Annotated in this window: 18 protein-coding genes and 1 pseudogene; 8 read left to right on the forward strand and 11 right to left on the reverse strand. The window is 72.7% G+C overall.

Annotated elements, in window-relative coordinates:
* The first annotated feature begins 80 nt into the window (after positions 1 to 80).
* Positions 81 to 356, forward strand: coding sequence for a hypothetical protein (locus tag Msi02_RS04205; RefSeq protein WP_079312016.1), 276 nt, complete (start codon positions 81 to 83; stop codon positions 354 to 356).
* 25 nt (positions 357 to 381) lie between these two features.
* Here Msi02_RS04205 and Msi02_RS04210 read toward each other — a convergent pair whose 3' ends face one another.
* From Msi02_RS04210 to Msi02_RS04235, 6 genes are all read right to left on the reverse strand, one after another.
* Entirely contained in the window at positions 382 to 1,467 is a 1,086-nt protein-coding gene (locus tag Msi02_RS04210) for an ABC transporter permease (protein WP_204047138.1), read from the reverse strand.
* The gene (locus Msi02_RS04215; protein ID WP_204047139.1) at positions 1,464 to 2,342 is read right to left on the reverse strand and encodes an ABC transporter ATP-binding protein; all 879 of its coding nucleotides are present in this window, start codon (positions 2,340 to 2,342) and stop codon (positions 1,464 to 1,466) included. Before Msi02_RS04215 ends, Msi02_RS04210 begins: the two co-directional genes overlap by 4 nt.
* Positions 2,335 to 2,643 (reverse strand): winged helix-turn-helix domain-containing protein, encoded by a 309-nt coding sequence (locus tag Msi02_RS04220; RefSeq protein ID WP_079312010.1) that lies wholly within the window; start codon positions 2,641 to 2,643, stop codon positions 2,335 to 2,337. Before Msi02_RS04220 ends, Msi02_RS04215 begins: the two co-directional genes overlap by 8 nt.
* Positions 2,640 to 3,071: a hypothetical protein gene (locus Msi02_RS04225; RefSeq protein ID WP_204047140.1), complete on the reverse strand. Its 432-nt coding sequence runs from the start codon at positions 3,069 to 3,071 to the stop codon at positions 2,640 to 2,642. The genes Msi02_RS04220 and Msi02_RS04225 overlap by 4 nt, the downstream gene beginning before the upstream one ends.
* A gap of 205 nt (positions 3,072 to 3,276) precedes the next feature.
* Positions 3,277 to 3,471 carry a DUF3046 domain-containing protein gene (locus Msi02_RS04230; protein ID WP_079312006.1) on the reverse strand — a complete coding sequence of 65 codons (195 nt, stop codon included), beginning with the start codon at positions 3,469 to 3,471 and terminating at the stop codon, positions 3,277 to 3,279.
* Between the two features lie 95 nt (positions 3,472 to 3,566).
* On the reverse strand, positions 3,567 to 4,055 hold the full coding sequence (locus Msi02_RS04235) for a VOC family protein (protein WP_204047141.1): 489 nt from the start codon (positions 4,053 to 4,055) through the stop codon (positions 3,567 to 3,569).
* A gap of 140 nt (positions 4,056 to 4,195) precedes the next feature.
* On the opposite strand from Msi02_RS04235, the gene Msi02_RS04240 reads away from it, so the two are divergent.
* Entirely contained in the window at positions 4,196 to 9,232 is a 5,037-nt protein-coding gene (locus Msi02_RS04240; RefSeq protein ID WP_204047142.1) for an Lhr family helicase, read from the forward strand.
* Between the two features lie 83 nt (positions 9,233 to 9,315).
* On the opposite strand, the gene Msi02_RS04245 is transcribed toward Msi02_RS04240, so the two are convergent.
* Together Msi02_RS04245 and Msi02_RS04250 are read right to left on the reverse strand one after the other, a co-directional pair.
* Complete coding sequence (locus Msi02_RS04245; RefSeq protein WP_204047143.1) at positions 9,316 to 9,999, reverse strand: M15 family metallopeptidase; 684 nt, start codon at positions 9,997 to 9,999, stop codon at positions 9,316 to 9,318.
* A 16-nt stretch (positions 10,000 to 10,015) separates the two neighbouring features.
* On the reverse strand, positions 10,016 to 11,191 hold the full coding sequence (locus Msi02_RS04250) for an ROK family transcriptional regulator (RefSeq protein WP_204047144.1): 1,176 nt from the start codon (positions 11,189 to 11,191) through the stop codon (positions 10,016 to 10,018).
* Positions 11,192 to 11,406: 215 nt separating this feature from the next.
* Between Msi02_RS04250 and Msi02_RS04255 the strand changes: the two genes are divergently transcribed.
* The 4 genes from Msi02_RS04255 (at position 11,407) to Msi02_RS04270 (ending at position 16,226) form a co-directional block, all read left to right on the forward strand.
* On the forward strand, positions 11,407 to 12,738 hold the full coding sequence (locus Msi02_RS04255; RefSeq protein WP_079311996.1) for a sugar ABC transporter substrate-binding protein: 1,332 nt from the start codon (positions 11,407 to 11,409) through the stop codon (positions 12,736 to 12,738).
* 3 nt (positions 12,739 to 12,741) lie between these two features.
* Positions 12,742 to 13,758, forward strand: a complete 1,017-nt coding sequence (locus tag Msi02_RS04260) for a carbohydrate ABC transporter permease (RefSeq protein WP_204047145.1) — start codon at positions 12,742 to 12,744, stop codon at positions 13,756 to 13,758.
* Positions 13,755 to 14,606, forward strand: coding sequence for a carbohydrate ABC transporter permease (locus Msi02_RS04265; protein ID WP_030506489.1), 852 nt, complete (start codon positions 13,755 to 13,757; stop codon positions 14,604 to 14,606). Before Msi02_RS04260 ends, Msi02_RS04265 begins: the two co-directional genes overlap by 4 nt.
* 135 nt (positions 14,607 to 14,741) lie before the next feature.
* Positions 14,742 to 16,226 (forward strand): glycoside hydrolase family 3 protein, encoded by a 1,485-nt coding sequence (locus Msi02_RS04270; protein ID WP_204047146.1) that lies wholly within the window; start codon positions 14,742 to 14,744, stop codon positions 16,224 to 16,226.
* Here the strand turns inward: Msi02_RS04270 and Msi02_RS42980 are convergent.
* Positions 16,216 to 16,662 (reverse strand): MFS transporter, encoded by a 447-nt coding sequence (locus tag Msi02_RS42980; protein WP_239108112.1) that lies wholly within the window; start codon positions 16,660 to 16,662, stop codon positions 16,216 to 16,218. The two genes, Msi02_RS04270 and Msi02_RS42980, sit on opposite strands and share 11 nt — an antisense overlap.
* An 88-nt stretch (positions 16,663 to 16,750) precedes the next feature.
* Positions 16,751 to 17,341, reverse strand: a pseudogene (locus Msi02_RS44405) (MFS transporter); the annotation flags it as partial.
* A 131-nt stretch (positions 17,342 to 17,472) separates the two neighbouring features.
* Between Msi02_RS44405 and Msi02_RS04280 the strand changes: the two are divergent.
* The gene (locus Msi02_RS04280; RefSeq protein WP_079311988.1) at positions 17,473 to 18,033 is read left to right on the forward strand and encodes a CGNR zinc finger domain-containing protein; all 561 of its coding nucleotides are present in this window, start codon (positions 17,473 to 17,475) and stop codon (positions 18,031 to 18,033) included.
* A gap of 19 nt (positions 18,034 to 18,052) precedes the next feature.
* Here Msi02_RS04280 and Msi02_RS04285 read toward each other — a convergent pair whose 3' ends face one another.
* Positions 18,053 to 19,231: an ROK family transcriptional regulator gene (locus Msi02_RS04285; RefSeq protein WP_079311986.1), complete on the reverse strand. Its 1,179-nt coding sequence runs from the start codon at positions 19,229 to 19,231 to the stop codon at positions 18,053 to 18,055.
* A 232-nt stretch (positions 19,232 to 19,463) separates the two neighbouring features.
* On the opposite strand from Msi02_RS04285, the gene Msi02_RS04290 reads away from it, so the two are divergent.
* Complete coding sequence (locus tag Msi02_RS04290; protein ID WP_204047148.1) at positions 19,464 to 21,356, forward strand: endonuclease/exonuclease/phosphatase family protein; 1,893 nt, start codon at positions 19,464 to 19,466, stop codon at positions 21,354 to 21,356.
* The last annotated feature ends 43 nt before the right edge of the window (positions 21,357 to 21,399 follow it).

Consider the following 21,399-nt stretch of genomic DNA (forward strand, 5'->3'; position numbering starts at 1 on the left):
GTTACTCTGCCATGGTTGCCACCGCTCTGACCTGGGACGATCCTTGTAGCAAAGCTGGATCTCCCCGCTGGAGGGGCCACGTGACGGGCACCGGCGACTACAGCGGACAGCGCCTGGCCCGCCTTGAGGCGCTCGCGGCGCGGCTCCCCGAGCATGGTCTCTCCGCACGGCTGCTCGGCACGGACGACCCGGTCCTGTCCGTCTGGCACCCGGGCACCGGCAGGCAGACGATCGTCTTCGCGACGCCCGCCAAGGAAGGCTGGATGTTCCTGTGGGCGCCGGGCGGCCAGGAGAGCGCCGACGACCCCGGCCGTGCGGCCGAACTGATCCATCGGACGCTCTCCCGGCACCCCTGATCCTCACGGTCGCGCCCCGCCCCCGTCAGCGGACGACCTCGCCCAGCTTGACCCGCGCGCCGGTGCGGAGCACCGCCCTCCGGTACACGCGGGCCGCGCCCAGCAGGACGGCCACCACGGCCACGACCATGAGAGCCCCGGCGATGAGGATCTCCCCCAGCGGCACGTCGACGGCGGCCGTACGCACGGGCATGACCATCGAGGAGAACGGCGGCACGAACGACAGCACGCGCGCGACCGTGCCCGTCGGCTCGACGGCGGCGAAGTAGGCCGTCAGGTAGGTGAGCATCATGAGCATGGTCATCGGCGTCAGGACGGTGTTGAGCTCCTCCTGCCGCGACACCAGGGAACCGAAGGCCGCGGCGAGCGCCGAGAAGAAGGCGTAGCCCAGCACGAACCAGACGACCGCGCTGACCACGATTCCCCCCATTCCGGGCGGCAGGTCGGCCGTGAAGCCGGTCGCGAACGACGCCGCCAGACCTGCGGCGATGACCACGACGAGGTTGACCAGCCCCAGCGAGCCCAGCCCGACGATCTTGCCGCCGAGGAGCTGCCAGGGGCGCACCGAGGTGAGCAGGATCTCCACGATGCGGCTGCCCTTCTCCTCCACCACGCCCATGGCGACGAACATCGAGGAGTAGATGAGCAGGAAGAACAGCACCATCACGATCAGCGTGGCGATGCCGGTGCGCACGCCCTGGTAGCGGGCGTCCGCGCCGACCGACTCCACCGTCAGCGGCGTGATGGTGAGGCCGGCCGCCTTGATCTGGGCGTCGCGGTGGGCGCTCTCCAGGACCAGCCCGAGCCGCTGGTCGAGTTCGCCGTTCGCGAGAACCTTGTCCCCGTTGATCAGGGCCGCGTCGAGGTCCCCGTCGATCACGGCCTTCCGCGCGGCCGCCTCGTCCGGCCACCGGGAGTACGCGAGCTGGGCCGCGGGCGGGGGCGCCTGGCCCACGACGCCCACGTTGTAGGTGTCGTCGCCGCCGAGGACCTTGGGCAGGAACGCCAGCGCGGCCACCAGGACGGCGCTGACCGCCAGACTGATCAGGTACGACTTCGTCCTGACGCGCGTGCGGATCTCCCGCTGGGCCACCAGCCACAGGCCGTTCATGCCACCGCCTCCCTGAAGATCTCGGCCAGCGTCGGCTGCCTGCGGCCGAAGTGCTCCACCCTGCCCGCCCCGATCGCCGTACGCAGGATGTCCTGGTCGTCGCCCTCCTCGCACAGCAGGACGTCGCGGTCGCCCTCGCGGGTCAGCTCGCCGGGCAGGCCGTCGGCCCAGCCGGGCGCGGCGTCCCTGACCACGACCCGCAGCACCCCGCGGCCCTCCCGCTCGCGCAGCTCGCCGACCGGCCCGTACGCCACCATGCGGCCCGCCGAGATGATGCCCACCGAGTCGCAGAGCCGTTCGACCAGGTCGAGCTGGTGGCTGGAGAAGATCACCGGCACGCCCGCGGCGGCGCGGTCCTTGAGCACCTCCGCGAGCGCGTCGACCGCCAGCGGGTCGAGGCCCGAGAACGGCTCGTCGAGGATCAGCACCGCCGGCTCGTGGACGAGCGCGACCGCGAGCTGCACCCGCTGCTGGTTGCCGAGCGACAGCGCCTCCACGGCGTCGTCGCGCCGCTCGACCAGGCCGAGCCGTTCGACCAGGGCGGCGGTGGCCGAGCGCGCGGCGGCCGGGGCGAGCCCGTGGAGTCTGCCGAAGTATTCGATCTGCTCGGCGACCTTCATCTTCTGGTAGAGGCCGCGCTCCTCCGGCATGTAGCCGAACGTGCGGCGGTCGTCGTACGTCACCGGGCGCCCGTCGAGGCGCACCTGGCCGGAGTCGGCGTCGAGCACGCCCATGACGATCCGCATCGTCGTCGTCTTGCCCGCGCCGTTGGCGCCGACGAACCCGAACATCTCGCCCGGCCGTACGGTGAAGCCCACCCCGTCGAGGGCGGTCTTGTCTCCATAGCGTTTGCGCAGGCCGTCGATCTCAAGCACGGGGGGCTGCCTCCACAATTCGTCGTAGAACGTCCATGTATGTCTCGAAGGCCGTACGTCCCCCATCGGTCAGCGAGAGCCAGGTGCGCGCGCGCTTGCCGACGAAGGTCTTCTCCACCCGGACGTAACCGGCCTGTTCGAGCGTCAGGATGTGCTTGCTGAGCAGCGAGTCGCTGACCTCGATGGTGTCGCGGAGGAAGCGGAAGTCGGCCTTGTCCGCCGCGGCCAGGGCCGCCATGATCGACAGCCGCACCGGCGCGTGGATGATCTCGTCGAGCTCGTGGCGCGGATGGGCCGTCATCGGTTCCTCATCACGCGGAGCCCGCCGTACACCAGGGGCAGCCCGGCGAGCACCGACAGCGCGGCGAACGCCGCCGTCCAGCCCGCCGCGGGCCGGTCGGGCAGCAGCCAGACGCCGACGACGAACGGCACCGCCATCGTCATCACGTACGCGACCGAGACCGGCCCGTTGATCCGCTTCATCAGCCGATCGTGAACCCGCAGCCGGGCCCAGTACACGCACAGGGCGACCGTCAGGACGACCCATCCGAGCCCGGCGATCAACGGCAAGGGGTGGCCGCCGAGGAAAATCGCCGGCCAGTAGACCATCGTGGCCAGTCCCACGAACAGGTACGCCCGTCCGGGCCCGCGCGAGGAGTGCCGGACCCGCCGTCCCACGCGCCCGATCTCCTGGAGAGCCTCATCGGGAGTGAAGTGGTCTCCGCTCATGCGCTTCCTCCGTGTTCATCCGCTAAACACGCTAGCAAGCACTCAACCGGTGTTCAAGTGGTCGCCGTAGACGACGGAGGGCATGAGTAATTGGACGAATGACACGTGACGGGATCACACCGCCGCGGTCACGGGGTGGAGCCGGCGGGGAGCGCCGCCGAGCGGTGGCCGCCGGCGCGCTCTGCCGGCAGGCGGGAGGGGGGTTTCAGCGCAGCTTGGGGTCCACGTCGACCTCCTGGCAGACGGCCTGCCAGACCTGCTTGGCCGCCACGCCCTCGGAGAGGGCCTGCTCGACCGTGCGCCCGCCGAGCCCGGCGATCACGTAGTCCTTCGCCCACGACTCCGCGTACGCCTCCCCGAAGTGGCGGCGCATCCTGTTCCAGAAGTCTGTGAGGCGCATGCGTTCAGTATGACGCCGCGGCCCGGATGACCCGTCCCGGCCGCGGCGCCGCGATCGCTTCCCGACCGGCGCTTCCCGACCGGCAGGAGACGGCGTCACATGACGCGGGTGCCGTACATCTCGCCGAGCGGGTCCGCGAGCAGTTCCAGGCGGGCGCCGTCCGGGTCCTGGAAGTAGATCGAGCTGCCGCTCTCCACCTGGTACGGCACGCCGGCGGCGTCGAGCTTGCCGCGCAGGCGCTCCCAGGTCGCCCGCTCCACGGAGATCGCGATGTGGTGGAGCCCGCCGAGGACCTCCTTGTACGGCTCCAGGTCGAGGCCGGGGAGGTCGAAGAACGCCAGCAGGTTGCCGTTGCCGATGTCGAAGAAGAAGTGGTTGGACCCGCGGTAGTCGCGGTTCTCGAATATCTCGGTCAACGGGAACTCGAGGAGCTCGTGGTAGAAGCGGATCGTCCGCTCGACGTCAGACGAGATCAGAGCGAAGTGGTGCAGGCCCCTCGCGCTGCTGGCGGCACGGCGCTCGCCCAGGTAGCGCTCGCGGATCCGCGCGCGCTCCGCCTCGATGGCCGCGTAGTCGATTTCCATACTCAGGAAGATTGTCCCGATGGGGGCATCTCATGCCATCCCGGGTCAGGGGAGCGGCCGCCTGCCTGGGCCGGCTTGCCCCGCACTTGCCTCTCACCTGGTGACGGGATGGCGGTGCGGCGTTTTCTGTCGGTGGGGGGATGCATGATGGGCAGGTGGGTGCGATCGACGGCTTCAGCCCGGTGACCAGGGAGTGGTTCACCGGCGCCTTCGCGACGCCGACCGCCGCGCAGGAGGGCGCCTGGTCGTCGATCGCGCGGGGCGAGAACACGCTCGTGGTCGCTCCCACCGGGTCCGGCAAGACGCTCGCGGCCTTCCTGTGGGCCATCGATCGCCTCGCCGTCGAGCACACGGCGGGCCCGGCCTCGCCGGGAGACCTGGCGGCTGGGCAGCCCCGCCGCCGCGGCGCGCGACGCGGCCGGAAGGATGACGGGGAGCCGCCCCGGCCCTGCCGGGTCGTGTACGTCTCCCCCCTGAAGGCCCTCGCGGTGGACGTCGAGCGCAACCTGCGGGCCCCGCTCACGGGCATCCGGCAGACGGCGCTGCGGATGGGCCTGCCCGCCCCCGACATCTCTGTGGCGATCCGCTCCGGAGACACCGCGGCCGAGGATCGGCGCCGTTTCGCCGCCCGGCCCTCCGACATCCTGATCACTACGCCCGAGTCCCTGTTCCTGATCCTCACCTCACAGGCGCGCGAGGCGCTGCGCGGCGTCGAAACCGTGATCGTGGACGAGGTGCACGCCGTCGCGGGGACCAAGCGCGGGGCGCACCTCGCGCTGACGCTGGAGCGGCTCGACGCCCTGCTGCCCGCTCCGGCCCAGCGCATCGGGCTGTCGGCGACCGTACGGCCGGTCGAAGAGGTGGCGACGTTCCTCGGCGGGTCCCGCCCGGCCACGGTCGTGCAGCCGCCCTCCGAGAAGGTCATCGAGGTCGACGTCGTGGTGCCGGTGGAGGACATGACCGAGCTGGCGCCGCCTCCGCCCGGCGCCGACGGCGAGTCGCCGGAGCAACGGAGGAGCATCTGGCCGCATGTCGAGGAGCACCTTCTCGACCTGATCGAGGCCCATCGGTCCACGATCGTCTTCGCCAACTCGCGGCGTCTGTCTGAGCGCCTGTGCACCCGGCTCAACGAGCTCGCCTGGGAGCGGCGGACCGCTCCCGGGCGGAGCGAGGATCCGAGCCCGGGCATCGGAGATCCGGCCCACTGGTCGGATGCCTTCGAGGAGTTGCACGCGCAATGGTCGGACCGGCGCGAAGGACCTGATGCCCAGGGCGGGGATGCCTGGCGGACGGGCCCGGCGGCCATGCCGTCCGAGATGATGGCCCAGGCGGGGGCCTCGGCGGGAGCGATCCCCGAGGTGGTGCGGGCGCATCACGGCTCCGTCTCCAAGGAGGAGCGGTCCCAGATCGAGGAGGCGCTGAAGTCGGGCCGCCTGCCCGCGGTGGTCGCCACCTCCAGCCTGGAGCTGGGCATCGACATGGGGTCGGTGGACCTGGTGGCCTGTGTCGAGGCGCCGCCCAGCGTGGCGAGCGGCCTGCAGCGCATCGGCCGCGCCGGGCACCAGGTCGGGGCCGTGTCCCGAGGCGTGATCTTCCCCAAGTATCGGGGCGACCTGGTCCAGACGGCCGTCGTGGCCGAGCGCATGCGAACGGGGCAGATCGAGGAGATCCGCTATCCGCGCAATCCCCTCGACGTGCTGGCCCAGCAGATCGTCGCGATGACGGCGCTCGACGAGTGGACGGTCGACTCGCTGGAGGCGGTGGTGCGCCGGGCCGCGCCGTACGCCACGCTGCCGCGCAGCGCGCTGGAGGCGACGCTCGACATGCTCGCCGGGCGCTACCCGAGCGAGGAGTTCGCCGAACTGCGTCCGCGCATCGTGTGGGACCGGGTGACGGGCACCCTTCATGGCCGTCCCGGGGCCCAGCGTCTGGCGGTGACGAACGGGGGCACCATCCCCGACCGCGGGCTGTTCGGCGTGTTCCTGGTGGGCGACAAGGCGTCGCGCGTGGGCGAGCTGGACGAGGAGATGGTCTACGAGTCCCGCGTCGGCGACGTGTTCGTGCTGGGCGCCACCTCGTGGCGGATCGAGGACATCACCGCCGACCGGGTCCTGGTCTCCCCCGCCCCCGGGCAGCCGGGCAAGCTGCCGTTCTGGCACGGAGACGCCCCGGGCCGGCCCGCCGAGCTGGGCCGGGCGATCGGCGCGTTCCTCCGCGAGCTGTCGTCCGCCGGGGCGGGCGGCCGGGGCGACCCGGCGTCGGCGCGCGAGCGGATCCGCGCGGCGGGGCTCGACGACTACGCCGTCGGCAACCTGCTCGCCTACCTGACCGAGCAGCGGGAGGCGACGGGCTATGTGCCCGACGACCGCACTCTCGTGGTCGAGCGGTTCCGCGACGAGCTGGGCGACTGGCGCGTGGTGATCCACTCCCCCTTCGGCGCGCGGGTCCACGCTCCCTGGGCGCTCGCCATCGGGCGGCGGCTGCGCGAGCGGTACGGCGTCGACGTCCAGGCCGTCCACTCCGACGACGGCATCGTGCTGCGCGTGCCCGACACCTTCGAGGAGGCGCCGACCGACGTCGCGGTGTTCGACGCCGAGGAGATCGAGCAGGTCGTGATCGAGGAGCTGGGGGGCTCCGCCCTGTTCGCCTCCCGGTTCCGGGAATGTGCCGGACGTGCCCTTCTGCTGCCGCGCCGCTCGCCCGGCAGGCGCAGCCCCCTGTGGCAGCAGCGCCAGCGGGCGGCCCACCTGCTCGGCGTCGCGAGCAAGTACGCCGGGTTCCCGGTGGTGCTGGAGACGATGCGCGAGTGTCTGCAGGACGTCTTCGACGTGCCGGGCCTGGTGGAGCTCATGCGGGACGTCGCCGCCCGGCGGGTGCGGGTGGTCGAGGTGGAGACCTCGCAGGCGTCCCCGTTCGCGGCGTCACTGCTGTTCAACTACATCGGCGCGTTCATGTACGAGGGTGACGCGCCGCTGGCCGAGCGGCGGGCGCAGGCGCTCGCCCTCGACACGGCGCTCCTCGCCGAGCTCATGGGGCAGGCCGACCTGCGGGAGCTGCTCGACCCGGATGTCGTCGCCGAGACCGAGCGGGAGCTGGCGCGGCTGGACAGGCCGCTGCGCGACGCCGAGGACCTCGCCGATCTGCTGCGCTCGCACGGTCCGCTGCTCGCCCAGGACGTCTCGATCCGCGAGGGAGATCCCGCCTGGCTCGCCGACCTGGAGCGGGCTCGCCGGGCCATCCGGGTACGCGTGGCGGGCCACGAGCAATGGGCCGCTGTGGAGGACGCCTGGCGCCTGCGCGACGCGCTCGGGGTGCCGTTGCCTGTGGGCGTCCCGCACGAGTTCCTCGAAGCGCCGCTCGCCGGTGGGCCCGGCGAGCCGGGCCGGGTCACCGCCCCCGATCCGCTCGGCGACCTGGTCGCGCGCCACGCCCGCACCCGCGGGCCGTTCTCCTCCGGCACGGCCGCAGGGCGCTTCGGCGTGGGCGTCGCGGTGGTGGACGAGGCGCTGCGCCGTCTCGCGGCGGCGGGCAGGGTGGTCGCCGGCGAGTTCCGCCCAGGGGGCCGGGGCGAGGAGTGGTGCGACGCCGGGGTGCTGCGGCTGCTGCGGCGCCGGTCGCTGGCGCGGCTCCGCAAGGAGGTCGAACCGGTCCCCCCGGAGACGCTGGCGGCGTTCCTGCCCGCCTGGCACGGCATCGTCCCCCAGAGCGTCCCGCCGACCGGCGGCGGACCGGGCGGCGACGGCGGCCGGGCCGGGCTCGCAGGGCCCGGCGCCCAGAACGGCCAGGGCCACGGCTCGCCGCGGGCCATGGACGCTCTGATCACGGCGATCGAACGCTTGCAGGGAGCGGCCATCCCTGCTTCCGCATTGGAGTCGCTGGTGCTCCCCGCGCGAGTGCCCGGATACTCCCCCGCCCTGCTCGACGAGCTGACCTCGTCCGGGGAGGTCGTCTGGGTGGGCCAGGGCTCCCTGCCCGGTGGCGACGGGTGGGTCGGTCTCTATTTCGCCGACACCGCACCCCTGCTGCTCCCCGCGCCGTCGGAGATCACCATGACTCCGCTGCACGAGCAGATCCTGGAGATCCTGAGCGGGGGCGGCGCGTTGTTCTTCCGCGAGCTGTCCAACCGGATCGCGGCGGCGGCGCTCGGCGACCAGGCGCCGCCCCTGTCCGGCCCGGACGCCGCCTCGGCCCGCCGGGCCAGAATCCTCGGCCGCGAGGGCACAGCAGGGCCGGATGGCGCGACGGGGCCGGATGGCGTGGCGGGTGTCGCGCGTGCGAGCGCGCTGCCGGACGACACGACACTCGCAGCGGCCCTGTGGGACCTCGTCTGGGCGGGCCGGGTCACCGGCGACACGCTGGCCCCGCTTCGCTCGACACTGGGCACCGGGCGGCCCGCCCACCGGCCGGCGGCGACCAGGCGCCGCCGCGCGGTGCTGCCGACGAGAAGCGGGCCGCCGACCGTGAGCGGCCGTTGGTGGCTGCTGCCCTCGCCGTCGGGTGACGCCACCCAGCGGGCGCACGCGCAGGCCGAAGTCCTGCTGGAGCGGCACGGCGTGCTGACGCGGGGCGGCATCACGGCCGAGCGCCTGCCCGGCGGGTTCTCCGCCGTCTACCAGGTGCTGCGCGCCTTCGAGGAGAGCGGCCGGTGCCGCCGGGGCTACTTCGTCGAAGGTCTGGGCGGCGCCCAGTTCGCCCTCCCGGGCGCGGTCGACCGCATGCGCGCCATGTCCTCCACCATGTCCTCCGCCATGTCCTCCACGCGTCCCGCTCCGGCCGAGGACCTGTGGTCGATCCCCGCCCCGCCGCCGCCCCGCCGTGCGGTCGTGCTCGCGGCGACCGACCCCGCCAACCCGTACGGCGCGGCCCTGCCCTGGCCGGACCGCACGGACGACGTGACCCACAAGCCGGGCCGTAAGGCCGGCGCGCTGGTGGTGCTGGTGGAGGGCGAACTGATCCTCTACGTCGAGCGCGGAGGGAAGACCCTGCTGTCGTCCGGGCCCGAGGAGGACCTGCGGCCGGCCGTGCAGGCCCTGGCCGTCGCGGTGAAGCGGGGAGCACTGGGGAAGCTGACGGTCGAGCGGGCCGACGGCACCGCCATCGCCGACTCCCCGCTCGCGGCGGCGCTGGAAGCCGCGGGATTCCACCCCACCCCCCGCGGCCTGCGGATTCGCGCCTGACCAGGTTCACGTTCGGCAGGCGGAGCCGTGAAGCACGCTCGCCACGCTGCGCCGTCCCGAAGCACCGGTGGGGCGGAAATGCCCTACAGCTCGACGGGGCCGTAGATGGCGGCGGGGGCGCGACGGGTCATGGCCCAGTAGCGGTCGCCGTACGACCAGTGCCACCACTCGGTCGGGTAGTTGACCAGCCCGGCCGCCTCCAGGGCGGCGCGCAGGACGTCGCGGTTGCGCCGCGCCTCGGCTCCCACGGGGGCGGCGGTGTAGCACGCGCCGCCGCTCTGCTCAGGGGTGGCGTTGACCGCCGTCCCCATGTCGAGCTCCACCCCGTCGTCGCCGCACAGCGTGAGGTCGACGGCCGCGCCCGCCGTGTGGGGGGCCACCTCGATCGGCGAGACGTACCGGCTCGCGGCGACGTGCAGCTCCGCGCCCGACATGTGGGGGAACGCCGCCCGCAACTCGTCCTTGTACTCCTCGAAATACCTCGTCTGCAGCGCCGGCGGCCGGTAGCCCTCGACCACCACCAGGTTGCACCCTGCGGGCAGGCGCTCCTGTGCCTCCTCCAGGCGGGCGAGCAGGCCCTCACGCAGGTGGGCGTAGGCCCCGGCGGGGTCGGCGAGCCGCCCGTCCACCCGCAGCCGCCCTCGTACGTCGCTCAGCTTCTCCCCGCACTCGTTCACTCCGATCGAGGTCACGCGGGGATCGGAGATGAGCACCGGATTTTCGGCGAGGCCGGGCACGGCGGAGCGATCATGCGGAAAGTCGGGCATGAGGATCAACCTACCGTCACACGGTGTCCGAGAAGACCTCTTCACGCGCTCGGTCCAAAGCGGCGACGATCGCACCCATGAGAACGGGATTGCCCTCCACTCCGGTCGCCACCACGGTGGGGCGGCTCGGGCACACCCTGGCCACCGCCTCCTCGACGCGCTCCGCGAGGTGGACGCCGCCGGCCCTGCCCACGTCACCGCCGAGCACGACGAGCCCCGGGTCGAGGACCACGGAGACCGCCGCGACCCCGACCGCGAGCCGCCCGGCCAGGTCCTCGACGAAGGCCTCGTTGCCGGCGTCCATGGCCGTACGGACCAGGTCGGCCACCTCGGCGTCCCGCACGTCCGGGGCAGCGAGGCCGTGCGCGCGGGCCAGGTTCCACAGCGCCTCTCCTCCGACGAGGCGCTGGAAGGACCCGGTCTGCGGCGCGGTGACCGCGCTCGGCAGCGGTTCCCCTGGGACGGGCAGCCAGCCGATCTCGCCCGCGCCGCCGGTGATGCCGCGGTGCAGCCGGCCGCCGAGCATGACGCCGAGGCCCTGGCCGACGCCGGTCCACAGGATCACGAAGTCGTCGGCGCCCCGCGCGGCGCCGTACGTCTGCTCGGCGAGGGCCGCCAGGTTGACGTCGTTCTCGATGATCACGCATTCGCCCAGGAGGGTGCGCAGCCCGGCCAGGATGCCGACGTGCCACGTGGGCAGGTCGACCGAGTAGCGCACGTCGCCGGTGAGCGGATCGACCACTCCGCGCGTGCCGATGACGAAGCAGCGCAGCCGGGTGAGCTCTATCCCGGCCGTCCCGCAGGCCCGCTGGACGGCCTCGTGGACGATGCCCACGGGATCGCGGGCCTCGCTCGGGTCCACGGCCACCTGGGCGACGACCGTGCCGGTGATGTCGGCGACGGCGGCGGTGACGCTGTCCGGCAGCACCTCCAGCCCCGCGACGTACGCACTGGAGGGGTTGACCCCGTACAGCGCGGCGTTGGGGCCGCGTCCGCCGGGGCGCTCCCCCGCGGCCGTGACCAGCCCGCGCGTCTCCAGCCGGGCCAGGAGCTGGCCGGATGTGACCTTGGACAGCCCGGTAAGCTCTCCCAACTCGGCCCTGGTCAGCGGGCCTCTGGAGATGAGGAGTTCCAATGCCGCGCGGTCGTTGATCTGCCGAAGCAGCCGAGGCGTACCCGGTCGTTGAGGCACCGGCTGGTTCCCCTCTCGTCACGATCCGCTAACGCGGTCTTTTTTATAAGAAAGTTTCTTGTTAGTTTATCGCCAGCCAGCCCGGAGGCAACCGATCAGCCTCGGGACGCCAGAGCGCCGACCGAAAGGAGAGCGCCTTCCGGCAGGTGAGCGGCCCGCCGACACCCCCCATGAGGCGCACCCCCGACGCGAAGCCGGGAAGGGAGAGACACAACGTGAAGATCGCGAAGATCGCGGTCGCGACCACCGCGACCGCTGCCCTGGCCCTGGGACTCGCCGCTTGCGGAAGCGACGACTCCGGAAGCACGACGGCCCCGTCGTCCTCCGCCGCCGCGAGCGGTCCGAAGTTCGCCGGCCAGACTCTTACCGTGTGGCGACTCGGTGCCCCCACCGACGTCTTCACCAAATACATGGACGACCTGAACGCCAAGTTCAAGGAGAAGACGGGCGCCGAGGCGAAGGTCCAGTGGATCCCCTGGCCCGACGCCCAGAAGAAGTGGACCACCGCGCTCGCCGGCGGCGAGGGCCCGGACGTCACCGAGTTCGGCAACGACCAGGTCGCCGCCTGGGTGGCCCAGGACGCGCTCGCGGACATCACCGACGCCGTCAAGAGCGACCCCGAGCTCCAGCAGATCCCGCAGAACCTGTGGAGCTACGAGACGATCGACAGCAAGATCTACGCCGTGCCGTGGGGCGGCGGCACCCGCGCCGTGCTCTACCGCAAGGACTGGTTCGACAAGCTCGGCATCGAGATCCCCAAGACCTGGGACGACCTGGTCGCCGCGGCCAAGAAGATCGTGGACAAGCAGGGCAAGGACGTCGACGGCTTCGCCTTCAACGGCGGCTCCGACGCGAACATGTCGCTGTCGCCGTTCGTCTGGTCGGCGGGCGGTGACTTCGCCAAGTTCGAGGGCGGCAAGTGGGTGGGCCAGCTCACCCAGCCGGCCTTCAAGGAGGGCTTCCAGTTCTACACGGATCTGGTCGCCAAGGACGGCGTGTCCGGCAAGGGCCGCCTGACGCAGAACTCCGTCGACATCGCCCAGCGCTTCGCCGCCGGCAAGGTCGGCATGTACGTCACCGGCGGCTGGGACATCGCCGCCATCAAGGAGCAGAGCAAGGGCAAGGTCGACGAGTCGAAGATGGGCTTCTTCTCGCTGCCCGCCAAGGACGGCTCCGGCCCGGCCCCGGCCTTCCAGGGCGGCAACGACATCGCCGTCTGGAAGGACGCCAAGAACCCCGAGCTCGCCCTCGAGTACGTCAAGCTCGCCGCGGGCAAGGAGTTCGGCGTCCGGTACGCCAAGGAGGGCGGCCTGCTCCCGCTCTACCCCGACGCGCTCGCGGAGCTGGGCAGCGACCCCGCCCAGAAGCCGTTCACGGACACCTTCAAGGTCGCCAAGGGCTTCCCGGCCAGCCCCAACTGGGCGGAGGCCAACGACACCAAGGCCGTGCTGCAGAACGCGGCGCGTGAGGTGATCGAGGGCAAGAAGAACGTCGACCAGGCTCTGGCGGACGCGAACACCGAGCTTGAGACGATCCTCAACCAGTAGATCATGACTCACTCGTCAACCCTCGCCCGGGGCGGAGCCGACACCTCCGCCCCGTCGCGGCGCAGTCGCAAGCGGACGCGCAGGTCGGGGCTCTCCCCGAAGGCCGTTCCGTACGTCCTGCTCCTGCCCGGCTTCCTGGTCATCGCGGTGCTGCTGCTCTACCCGCTGTACCAGATGGTCGAGATGTCCTTCCACAAGGTCGGGCTCCGGCAGATCAAGGCCGTCAACCCCGCGCCCGCCGACTTCGTCGGCTGGGACAACTACTCGCAGATCCTCGACTCGGACCTGTTCTGGTCGTCGCTGCGCAACACGGTGCTCTTCGCCGTCGTCACCGTCGCGCTGACGCTCGTCCTCGGGACCCTCGTCGGCCTGCTGCTCAACAAGCTCGGCCCGAAGATGTCGACCTTCGTGATCGTCGGCATCATGGCCGCGTGGGCCACCCCGCCCACGGCCCAGGCGATCGTGTGGAAGTGGCTGTTCGACTCCGACTCGGGCATCGTCAACTGGACGCTGAACCTCCTGCCCGACTGGCTGTCGAACCTGCTGTTCGGCCGCGCCGACTGGAGCGGGCACCCGTGGTTCAACGACACGCTCACGCTCTACTTCGTGCTGATCGTGGCCGTGGTGTGGGCGTCGTTCCCGTTCATCTCGGTGTCGGTGCTCGCGGGGCTCAAGAGCATCCCCTCGGAGCTGTACGAGGCGGCGAAGATGGACGGCTCGGGCGCGGTCCTCACGTTCAGGAGGATCACGCTTCCGCTGCTCAAGCCGGTGTTCTCGGTGCTGGTCGTGCTGTCGATCATCTGGGACTTCAAGGTCTTCACACAGCTCTACCTGCTGGCCGGCGGCACGGTGAACCGCGACGCGTTCAACCTGTCGCTGTGGAGCTACGCCGAGGCGTTCAGCAGCCCGCCGAAGATGGGCCTGGGCGCCGCCATCGCGGTCGTGCTGACCGTGATCCTGCTCCTGATCACCTTCGTGTACGTGCGTCAGATCGTGAAGACGGAGGACGACATCCGATGAGCCCGCTCGCCCGCAGGAGGCTCGGACGGGCCGCGCTGAACGCGGCCGGGGTCGTGGTGTTCCTCTTCGCGGTCTTCCCCGTCTACTGGATGGTCACCACGGCCTTCAAGCCGAACGACCAGATCTTCACCACGAGCTTCATCCCGTTCCCCAGCCCGCCCTCGATGGACCACATCTCGCGGGTCTTCACCAAGGGCGTCGCCGGCCACTCCATCTGGCAGTACCTGTTCAACAGCACGCTCGTGGCGCTCAGCGCCGTCGTGCTCGGCGCGGTGTTCGCGCTGCTCGCGGCGACCGCGGTGGCCAGGTTCCGCTTCCGGTTCCGCACCTCGTTCCTGATCCTGCTGCTGATCGTGCAGATGGTGCCGGCCGAGGCGCTGCTGATCCCGCTGTTCACCATGGTCAAGCGGCTCGGCCTGTACGACCAGCTGCTCGGCCTGATCATCATCAACGTCGGCCTGACGCTGCCGTTCTCCGTCTGGATGCTGCGCACGTTCGTCGCGGCCGTGCCCAAGGAGCTGGAGGAGGCGTCCTGGATCGACGGCGCGGGCCGGTTCACCACGTTCTGGCGGGTGCTGTTCCCGCTCGTCGCGCCCGGTCTCGTCGCGACCAGCATCTTCGCGTTCATCACCACCTGGAACGAGTTCGTCTACGCCCTGACCCTCATCGGCGACCAGGGCAAGTACACGATGCCGGTCGCGCTGCAGTTCTTCGTCGGCCAGCGTTCGACCGACTGGGGCGGCATCATGGCCGCCTCCACCCTGATGACCATCCCGGTCCTCATCTTCTTCCTGCTGGTCCAGCGGCGGATGGTCTCCGGCCTCGTCGCGGGCGCGGTCAAGGGATAACCACACCGCCACCGGCACCTCCCCCTCGTACGGCCGCCCTTGTCGCCGCCCTTGTACGGCCACCGCGACCCGGTGGCCGTACGGGCCCTGCCCGCGCGCCGTCACACCCTCTGTCACCTAAGGAGCCGAGACACCATGTCCGCCACCCGCGACCCCCTGACGGGGGCCGCCGACCCGTCCACGCGTACCGGCGACCCGGGCCTGCACCGGCTCGCGGCGGGCGCACTGCTGATCTCGTTCCGGGGCACGACCGCGCCGGACTGGGTCCTGCGCGGCCTGGAGGACGGTCTGGGGGGCGTCTGCCTCTTCGGGTTCAACGTCGCGGACGGCGAGCAGGTCGCCGCGCTCAGCGCCCGCCTGCACGAGGCGGGACGCCCGGTCGTCTCCCTGGACGAGGAGGGCGGGGACGTCACCCGGCTGGCCTACCACACCGGGAGCGCCTACCCGGGCAACGCGGCGCTCGGCGCGGTGGACGACGTGGCGCTGACCGAGCGGGTCTACCACGCGATGGCCGCGGATCTGGCGCGGTGCGGGGTGAACCTCGACATGGGCCCGGTGGCCGACGTCAACACCGCCGACGACAACCCGATCATCGGCACCCGGTCGTTCGGCTCGTCGCCGGACCTCGTGGCACGGCACACGGTCGCCGCCGTACGCGGCCTGCAGTCCGCGGGGATCGCCGCCTGCGTCAAGCACTTCCCGGGTCACGGCGCCACCCACCAGGACTCGCACCTGGAGATCCCGCTGGTGGACGCCTCGCTCGACCTGCTGAGGGAGCGCGAGCTGGTCCCCTTCCTGGCGGCGATCGAGGCGGGCGCGAAGTCCATCATGTCGGCGCACGTGGCGGTCCCCGACCTGACCGGGACGCTGCCCGCCACGCTGAGCCGGGAGACGCTGACCCGGCTGCTGCGGCGCGAGCTCGGCTACGACGGCGTCGTGATCACCGACGCCCTCGACATGCACGCGATCAGCAGGAGCGTGGGGCTCGCGGAGGGTGCGGTGATGGCCCTGGCCGCGGGCGCCGACCTGCTGTGCCTCGGGCCGCTGCCCACTCCGGAGGACGTCCGGGGCATGGTGGACCACATCGTGGACGCCGTCGCCGAGGGCAGGCTCACGGCCGAGCGGCTGGAGGAGGCCGCCGCGCGGGTGGAGCGGCTGCGCGACTGGTTCGGCGCGACACGCGCCGAGGACGCGGAGGGCGACGTCATCGGCCTGGACGCCGCCCGCCGCGCCGTGTCGCTGACGGGCTCGGCGGGGCCGCTGGTCGACCCGTTCGTGGTCGAGATCGACACGCCGCCCACGATCGCGGTGGGCGAGGTGCCCTGGGGGGTCGCGCCGTGGCTGCCGCAGGCCGAGATCGTCCGGGTCAAGCCGGAGGAGGCCGACGCCGCGGCGCTGCTCGGGCGGGCGCGGGACCGCTCGCTGATCGTCGTCGTCAAGGACGCCCACCGCCACCAGGGCAGCCGCGAGCTGATCTCGGGGCTGCTCGCCGCCCGCCCGGACGCCGTCGTGGTGGAGATGGGCCTGCCGATCTGGCGGCCCGACTCGGGGGCCTACATTGCGACGTACGGCGCGGCCCGCGCCAACGCCCAGGCGGCCGTCGAACTGCTCACGGCGTGAACGCCTCGGGCACCGCCGTCGTGCCGCGCGTACGAGGAGAGCGGACGACCGCGTAGAGGACCGCGGCGGCGACCTGGACGGCGGCGATCCCGAGCAACACGAGCGGCGCGGGCAGCCCGGCGCACAGGCCGGCCACGGCGGACCCGCAGGACGCCGCCGTGATCTTCAGACCCGCTCCGAGCGTGAACACCTGGGGCCGCAGCCGGGGCGGCGCGTGGTCCGCCCGGATGCGCAGCGTGGCGCTCAGCAGCGGCCCGTCGAACAGCCCGGCGAGGGCGAACAGCGGCATCGCCCAGGTCACCGAAGGCGCGAGCGCGGCGACCGCCAGGGCCAGCCCCAAGCCGAGCATGGCGAGCCCGGCCAGGCGTGGGGCCGGAACGGGCCGCCGCGCCACGGCCAGCGAGCCGATCAGGGCTCCCACGGCGAACGCCGTCACCAGTGCGCCCCAGTGCGCCCCCCGCGCCCGGACTGCCGTGCGCGTCCGCGAAGAGCACGGTGGCGGCGGTGAGGCCACCGATTCCGAGGAAGGCCAGGCAGGTGGCCGCCGTGATCGCCCGGAGCTCCCGGATGCGCCACACGACGGCGAGCCCCGCCATGAGGTCGCCCCGCAGCGTCGGACGCTCCTGCGTGTCCTGCCGGCGACGGTGCGGCAGCAGGGCGACGAGCGCGGCCGCGCACGCCGCGGCCGCGCCCACGGCCGCCATGGCCGGCGCGGGCGAGGCCAGGCCGGTCACCACGGTCACCGCGAGAGGGCCGGTCACGGACGCCGCGTTGAACACGGCGGCGTCCAGGGCGTAGGCGCGGTCCCGCGCCGCGCCCGCCGGAACCAGCGCGGCCAGCAGACCGGACAGCCCGCCGGAGACCACCGGCCCGCAGCAACCGCCGGCCAGGGCGACCGCGAGCGTCACGGGCAACGGCGCGCGCCCGACGAGGAGCACCAGGGCCTCGACCGCCAGCGCGAACCCGGCCAGCGCCCCGGCGTAGAAGACGCGCGGGCTGCGCACCCGTCCGGCGAGGGCGCCCGCGAGGGGCGCGGCGAACACGTGCGGCGCCATCAGGGCGGTGAGCACGAACGCGCCCTCCGCCGCGCTGCCCGACCGGTCGAGGGCGAGCAGGACGGCCGCGACCGCCACACCCTCCTCGGCCAGCCGGGCGAGCAACGCGGTGACCAGATAGAGCCTCACTCCGGCGGGCACGCGACCTCCCATGTAACGGCTTTGCGAATCAAGACGTTACCCTAGGACGTGTGAGCGAGACGTCGACCAAGCAGGGATTCCAGCCGGCCCGGCGGCTGATCGACCTTGTGAACGCGGTCCGCCGGTCCCAGGACCTGCCGCGCGCCGCGATGGCCGACCTGCTCGCCCGGCACGGTGAGAGCGCCGGAGACCTGACGGAGCGGGAATTCTCGGACTCGGACGCGGACGCCCTGCGTGCCGCCGCCCTCCGCATGGCGGACGTGCTGGCCGAGACCGACACCGACAAGGCCGCCCAGGCCCTCAACGTCCTGCTGGCCGAGCACTGCGCGCCGCCGTACCTGTCCCGGCACGACGGTCACCCCTGGCACCTGCACGTGGACCGGGGCGAGAAGGCGGGCTGGGACGAGTGGTTCCTCGCGTCGAGCGCGCTGGCCCTGGCGCGGATCCTCAGCGAGTACGGCCGCGTCACCTGGGGCGAATGCGCCGCCGCGACCTGCTCGGCCTTCTACCTCGGCACCGGCCCGGGCAGCGCCCGCCGCTACTGCTCGGCCGCCTGCGCCTCACGGGAGCGGGTGGCCGCCCACCGCCGCCGCGCCCGCGAGCGGTCCTGACGACGGCCTCGCACCCTCCTCAGGAGGTGAAGATCTCTTCCCGGGCCTGGTCGAGCGCGGCGAGGACGGCGCCGCGCAGCACCGGGTTGCCCTCCACCTGGCTCGTGACGACCTGCGGCGGGACGGGGCAGATGCGCGCGACCGCCTCCTCCACGCGGGCGGTCAGCGCCGCCCCGCCGGCCCGGCAGACCTCTCCGGCCAGCACCACGAGGCCGGGGTCGAGCACCACGCACACCGACGCCACACCGAGGGCGAGCCGCGAGGCGACCTCGTCGAGCAGGGGCTCGCCCGCGGCCCCGGCCGCGACGGCCGCGGTCACGCAGTCGGCGGCGGTGTCCCCGGCGAAGCCGTGCCCACGGGCCAGTTCGGTGACGGCCTCGGAGCTGACCAGCGACTGCAGGCCGCCCCCGAGCGACGGCAGGCGCCCGGGGACCGCCCTCACGTCGTCGGCGAGCGGCACCCCGGGCACCGGGAGATAGCCGATCTCCCCCGCGCTGCCCGAACGGCCCCGGTGCAGCCGCCCGCCCAGTACGACGGCCAGGCCGATGCCACGGCCCACCCACACGAGCACGAAGTCGTCCACCTCCTGGGCGGAGCCCTTCGCGCGTTCGGCGATCGCGGCGAGGTTGACGTCGTTCTCGATCGTGACGTCCCGGCGCAGGTCGCGTGCGAGCGCCTCGTGGATGCCCTCGTGCCACTGCGGCAGGTCGAAGGAGAACCGCACATCGCCGGTGCGGGGGTCGACGACGCCGGGCGTGCCGATCACCACGCCGCGCAGCCGCGACAGCGCCACCTTCGCGCTCCTGCAGGCCTTCACCACGGCCGCGTGCACCAGCGACACCGGGTCGTCCTGCCCCTCGGGGGAGGCCGTCACCTCGGCCACCACGTCGCCGTTGATGTCGGCGATCGCCGCCGACACCCGGTCGGGGCCGACCTCGAGCCCCGCGACGTACGCACAGGAGGCGATCACGCCGTACAACGCGGCGTTGGGCCCCCGGTTGCCCGCCTGCTCCCCCACGACCTCCACGAGGCCGCGCTCCTCCAGACGCGCCAGCGTCTGGGACGCGGTGACCTTGGACAGGCCGGTGAGCTCCCCGATCTGGCCGCGGGTCAGGGGACCCGAGGCGAGCAGCAGTTCCAGGGCGGCCCGGTCGTTGATCTCCCGGAGCAGCCGGGGTACGCCAGGACGTCGCTCCATGCTCCTGCTTCCCATCGTCTGAGTCTCCGGCTCGCCGTCGGTGCGCCCCACCCACGCCCCTCCGGTTCGCTCGGCCCCCGGTGGCGCTTCGGTCATGCACGCCCGTGAATGAATAACAAGGTTTAAAGCAAGCTTAGCGAGCAGACGAGTGCGGGGGATCGCCCCAGGTCGAACGATTGGTAACGCTCCCATGGTTCATGAGGATGGCTCATATGAGTCCGAAGGGAGCGCCATGACCGAGACGGCCGGGCAACCGCACACCACACCGGCCCGCCGGCATCCCGCTCCCCCGTGGCCACTGGTCATGCTCGTCGCGGGCGTCGCGCTCCTGTTCGACGTGGTGCGGGTGTTCCTGCCGTCCCTCATCACCCTGTACGGCAGGGCGGGCGAGACCGACCCCGCGAGCATGGGGTTGTACGCCGCGCTGTGGTTCGTCCTGCCGTTCGCCGCCGTTCCCGCGGCGCGGCTCACCTCGCCCCGGGTCGTCACGATGGCGGGCGCGGTGGCGCTCGTCGCGGCCCGGCTCGGCCTGCAGGCCGCGGACGGGGGCACGCCCCAGCTTCTGCTCGCCTCCGCCGGGGTCACGGCGGGCCTGGTCTTCCTCTACGGCTGCGCGCGGACGACGGCGGGCACATGGGTGCCGGCCGGGCTGATCGGCGGCCTGGCCGCCTCCTCGATCGTCCATCTGGCCCTCGACCGGGTGGACCTCGTCTGGCGGGGCGGGCCGCTGCCCTGGCTCGCCGTCGCCGCGCTCTGCCTCGCCTTCCTGTGGTCCGTACGGCTCTCGCCCGCGTCGCCCGCCCCCGCCCCGGCGGCCGTGTGGTTCGCCTTCGGCCCGATGCTCATGCTCGCGGGCATGTACTGCGGCGGCCCGGCCGTACTCGCGCAGGACACCGGGCAGCACAGTGCGCCCTTCACGGCCCTGGCGGTCGCGCTCCAGGTCGTGGCGCTGTGCGCGGCCGTCGTCTACGCCTGGACCACGTCGTGGGGCTGGACCGCCGGGCTCTTCCTCGTCGCCGGGGTGGCGGCGGCGGAGACCGGCGTGCAGGGCCTGCCGGCTCTCGTGACGGCGGTCGCCCTCGGGGCCTGCGCCGGCGCCGCCGGACAGCAGGCGGACACCACCGCGGGCGGGCGTGGGGGCGTCGCGGTGCTGGGCGGGATGCTCGTGTTCCTGGCCGGGGCGTTCCTCTACTACGCCGCCTTCGACGCCGACCTGGGGTTCCCCAACGCGCTGGTCCCGATGGCGGTCGCCGTTCTGGTCGCCGCCGTCGCCGTACGCGCGGGCCGGCGGCACCGGACAGCCCCGGTACGGCGGGCGCCGCGGCGATGGGGCTCGATCGCACTGTCGTCGGCCCTGCTGGCCGGCCTCCTCACCTGGCAGTCGCCGCCCGCCACGAGGACGATCACCGGTGACGAGTTCACACTCGTGGCGTACAACATCCGGATGGGCTTCGGGCTTGGCGGGCGGCTCGACCTCGACCGCGTCGCCGCCTGGGCCGCCGCCCGGCGTCCCGACGTGGTGCTGCTCAGCGAGGTGGACCGGGGCTGGCTGCTCAACGGCGGGCACGACGACCTGGCGAGGATCGCTCGCGGCCTGGGCATGCGCTACCACTTCGCCCCCGCCGCGGACCGCCTCTGGGGTGACGCGCTGCTCACGAACCTGCCCGTCGCCGAGATCGGCTCGACCCGGCTGGGGCGGCACGGATACCCGACCGGCGCCCAGGCCCAGTCGATCGTGCTGGAGGTCGGCGACCACGAGGTGGGGATCGTGAACACCCACCTGCAGGAGCCGCGCGGGCAGGCGCCCGAGGTGGCGGCGATCGCCCGGCGGCTCGCCGCGAACACCCTCCCGCCCGGGGTCGGGGTGGCCGGTCCGCGACCGGTGATCGTGGTGGGAGACCTCAACACGACGCCGTCGGACCCCCAGATGCGCGTGCTGGAGGCCGCGGGCCTGTCCGACCCGCTGCGGGCGCTCGGCGACCCGCCGACCTCTCCCGCCGACGCCCCCGTGCGGCGCATCGACCACGTGCTGATCTCGGACGGACTCACCGCGGTGGCGGCCGACGCGCCCCGGGTGCCGTTCTCCGACCACCTCCCGCTCGTCGTACGGCTGCGCCTGGAATAGGCCCGGCCGGGCCGTGTTGGCAGGCGGGCGTCCTACCGATGCC

It is taken from the genome of Microbispora siamensis (genome assembly GCF_016863095.1).
Lineage (GTDB): Bacteria > Actinomycetota > Actinomycetes > Streptosporangiales > Streptosporangiaceae > Microbispora > Microbispora siamensis.